Source organism: Flavobacterium sp., from assembly GCF_036405015.1.
Lineage (GTDB): Bacteria > Bacteroidota > Bacteroidia > Flavobacteriales > Flavobacteriaceae > Flavobacterium.
The window spans coordinates 1-3,511 of the sequence record NZ_DASWYK010000039.1 but is presented as its reverse complement, the minus strand read 5'-3'; the positions used below and the strand labels follow the sequence as shown (position 1 = coordinate 3,511).

The following is a 3,511-nucleotide window of genomic DNA, read 5'->3' as shown; positions in this document are numbered from 1 at the left end:
ATACTTTCTCAGACACAATCATTTTTGTAAATGAGGTTAATAAAATTAGAATTAGACCTGAAAACAATACCAATTTTAGAATAACTTATAATCTGTGTTTGGATGAAAAAACGATTTTAGTTTCAAAAGAAACGATTTATCATTTTGTTTTGGAGTTATTTAAAAGAAAGGATACCGATACTGAAGTAAATTCCTTTCATAAAAAAACAATTGATATCGAAGAATGGTTTAAAATTGAAAAAGAAGAATCACTAAGTATAATCAACGAAATTCAAAAGGAGCTGGATTATAATTACAGATTAAAATACTTAATCTTGGAAACTAAGCGATTTGAAATAACCTATTTTAATGGTTTACTTATTCTAGAAGACAAACAGAAAGAGTATTATGTAAATGTGTTTAATTTTAGAAATATATAATAAAGACAATCTATTAACAAAACTTCAAAAACATCATTTTTCTTTCTCTTAAAATTAAAAAATGAACTTACTAAGAATATTTGACCAGACATTTACTGAACGTAAATTTGTGTTTTTCATTCTATTTGAATTGCTAAACAATGTCGAATTTGAAGAAACAATGCCTGTAGAATATAATAAATTATTAGCTGACTTTAATGAAAAGCTAAAATATGGGAGTAGTTTTAGCGAGCTAGACTTAAACAGTGTTCTTACTCAAGAAAACAAAGCTTTATTCATAAAAATATTTGAATCACTTAATTCTAATAGATTTAACTTGGTTTCTAACGATCTTAATCAAGTATTACGATCGAAATTGTTTTTAAATCATGATCGAAGGAAAATTGGAAACATAATTTATAAGCAACTTGAAAATAAAATCTATGTAACAGATATTTTTAATGCAATTTTGAATGCTCTAAAATTTGAAACCTTTCATGAAGTAAGTATAGTTAGTGCAGATGAATTGCTTGGTGATTGGACTTCAATTAAAGAATCAGGTCAGTTACGAATAAATTACAATATGACAGATTGGACACCAATTGGATCAAAAATCGAATTGAAAATAGAAGAATTCGAAGATGATTTCTATAAATTTATTTGTTTGGCCACAGTGAGAGATTATAATTCCAGAGATTTTTTTCTAATAAATGTACACGAAACAAATGTTCAGATAAAAAACGGCTTTTTTTATCACTATAATTTTGAAACCCATAAACTTATTTATAAAAAGCCTATTTATGAATTTGAAAACAATACCTTCAAAACTACAATTGGTGATTATGAGTTTGTTTTTCAAAAGAAAATTAAGTTTTGAAAATTAGATAATTTTAACTTGTAAGTCTTATCTTTTTATACTTTGTTACAGTTAACAACATAAAAAAACTCCTTAATTTTAAGGAGTTTTTGTCTTTTTAGCTGCTTCTTTTTCGGCTTTAATTTTCTTTGTATAATCAGCATACATCTGGCGCCAGTTACGACCATTATTATTTAAATATTGTTCGGCTTGTGTTTTGTAAATTTCAAAAATAGCCGAAATCTCTTTCATACTTTTGTAATCTACTGCTTGTTCACGTGCTTTTTCTAGTAATTTTTGAATTTCAGCAGTTTCTGTAGCAGTCATTTCCGGAACAATCGCCTGATAACCTTTCATTGTAAAAGCGACTTTTCCTACTGTATATTTATCTAAAACTAAAGCTACTTGTTGTTCATTTAAATCCTTTCTTAATCCGCTCATTAAATCATCATGAACTTTTGAAGGCATTGCCGAATCAGCAATAATCTGTCTATGCAGTTCAGAAAGAGGTTTTCCGTCCAAAGGATTTATTCCTGCTGGAACTGTAGAAGCGGGATGACTATTGTGCCATTCTTTTACTGCAATCAAATGTGTAGCGACTACTTGCGACAACCTTTCTTCTTTTGCACGATCATTTAATGATAAAGAACCAATCCATTCTTTGGCTTTTGTTGTTTCGTCTTGTTCTGTTTTACCAGTTTGTGCATTGATTGTAATGCTGGTAATTAAAAGTAACATTATGATTAATGTTATTCTATTTTTCTTTTTCATAAATTTTAATAGTTTTGAGTTTTTGATTTAAAAATACAAAACGCAATCTGGTTTTTGAGTTTTTAAGTGTATAATTAACAATTATTAAGGATTCAAAGAAAATTATAAATAAATATAGTTCTAAAACAGATGGAGATTAGACTTATTGTAATACGTACAAATGAACCCAAACGTCTTGCTGACTTTTATAACTTGCTTGGTTTAACATTTGACTATCATAAACATGGTAATTCGCCTATGCATTATTCTTCTAAAATTGGAAACATGGTTTTAGAAATTTATCCATTGGCAAAAAATCAAACAGAAGCAGATAAAAACATAAGACTAGGTTTTGTTATTGACAATTTTGAAAAAACATTGAACTTGCTAAATCATCATAGCATATCATTTTCGGAACCAATGCAAACAGATTTTGGCTTTTTGACTATTGTTTCAGATCCTGATGGAAGAAAAATAGAACTTTATAAAAAATAATTTTACTTGTCAAAAATCGATCGAACAAATAATATGACTGAAATAAAAATAGTCTTTCGTTTTAATATTTCTGAAGTTGTATTTCCTCCAATTGAAGAATTCCTATATTCTGATAAAGAGTTAAACATTATCTCGGGAAACCGGATTAAAAATGAATTTTTGAAAAGCGAAAATACTATTGCTAGCCAAATTAATAATTGCATTAACAATGGAGAATTGATTCCAACAGAAATCTGGTGTCCGTTTTGGACTTGTATTATTTCTGAAGGTCAAATGAATGTTTTTACAGCTGCAATTGGAAATCTTGAACAATTTAAAGAATTTGAAAAATGTATGGCAGCCAATGAGTTTAGACTTTCTGAAATTATTTATTTGAAACTAAACGATATTTCCAGAATTACTCAAATGGCAAAAGAGAAGTATTATAAAATGTATGATGACGAAGAAATACTGAGAAATCATATTGAAAAATATAATGAAATGAGAGAAGAAGTAATACGTTACGCTTCATCAAAATACAAAGTGATGATCGAGGATTTCTTTTTAGAAAAAATAAAAGTGTAAGGTATTTTACGGTGTAATTAAAAAATAAAAATAAAATGGGAGTTGATCTAAACGTTATAATCGGACATAACTTGACATCAAAAGAAATTATGGATTTTCCTAATGTATTGAACAGAAACAAAGAGCTTAAGGATGTTTTCCTAGAAGGAATTAATAGTAAGATAGAACACGGTGCAACTGCTGAACGAATAGTATCAATTCTTGAAAAAGAATATTTTTGGCAAAACATTACTGAAAATGATTTGTTAGATTCCTGGAAAAATAATGAAACTCCCGAGCTCGTTGCAGAATACGGTTATATATGCCATATGCTGAATACTTATTTTGGTTTTTTGTATTTCAACAAAAGAACTATTGATATCACTTATCTTCCTGAACATAAGTATGCTAATTTGAAATACCAAGCGAATAGAGAATTCATATTCAACTTTAGTAAAGCACTCGCTAA

General features: G+C 28.0%; 6 protein-coding genes. 5 read left to right on the top strand and 1 reads right to left on the bottom strand.

The features are described from left to right. Positions 1–419: hypothetical protein (locus tag VGE71_RS03075; protein ID WP_331136982.1), on the top strand; the 419-nt coding region annotated here is incomplete at its 5' end. Between the two features lie 61 nt (positions 420–480). Beyond that, on the top strand, positions 481–1,275 hold the full coding sequence (locus tag VGE71_RS03070) for a hypothetical protein (RefSeq protein ID WP_331136981.1): 795 nt from the start codon (positions 481–483) through the stop codon (positions 1,273–1,275). Between the two features lie 78 nt (positions 1,276–1,353). On the opposite strand, the gene VGE71_RS03065 is transcribed toward VGE71_RS03070, so the two are convergent. Then, entirely contained in the window at positions 1,354–2,025 is a 672-nt protein-coding gene (locus VGE71_RS03065) for a DUF3826 domain-containing protein (protein WP_331136980.1), read from the bottom strand. A 129-nt stretch (positions 2,026–2,154) separates the two neighbouring features. Here VGE71_RS03065 and VGE71_RS03060 point away from each other — a divergent pair, with 129 nt between their 5' ends. The 3 genes from VGE71_RS03060 to VGE71_RS03050 form a co-directional block, all read left to right on the top strand. Continuing rightward, on the top strand, positions 2,155–2,499 hold the full coding sequence (locus tag VGE71_RS03060) for a VOC family protein (RefSeq protein ID WP_331136979.1): 345 nt from the start codon (positions 2,155–2,157) through the stop codon (positions 2,497–2,499). A 33-nt stretch (positions 2,500–2,532) separates the two neighbouring features. Beyond that, complete coding sequence (locus VGE71_RS03055; protein WP_331136978.1) at positions 2,533–3,063, top strand: nucleoside monophosphate kinase; 531 nt, start codon at positions 2,533–2,535, stop codon at positions 3,061–3,063. A gap of 35 nt (positions 3,064–3,098) precedes the next feature. Then, positions 3,099–3,511, top strand: a 413-nt coding sequence (locus VGE71_RS03050; RefSeq protein WP_331136977.1) for a hypothetical protein, incomplete at its 3' end; no start/stop codon positions are given.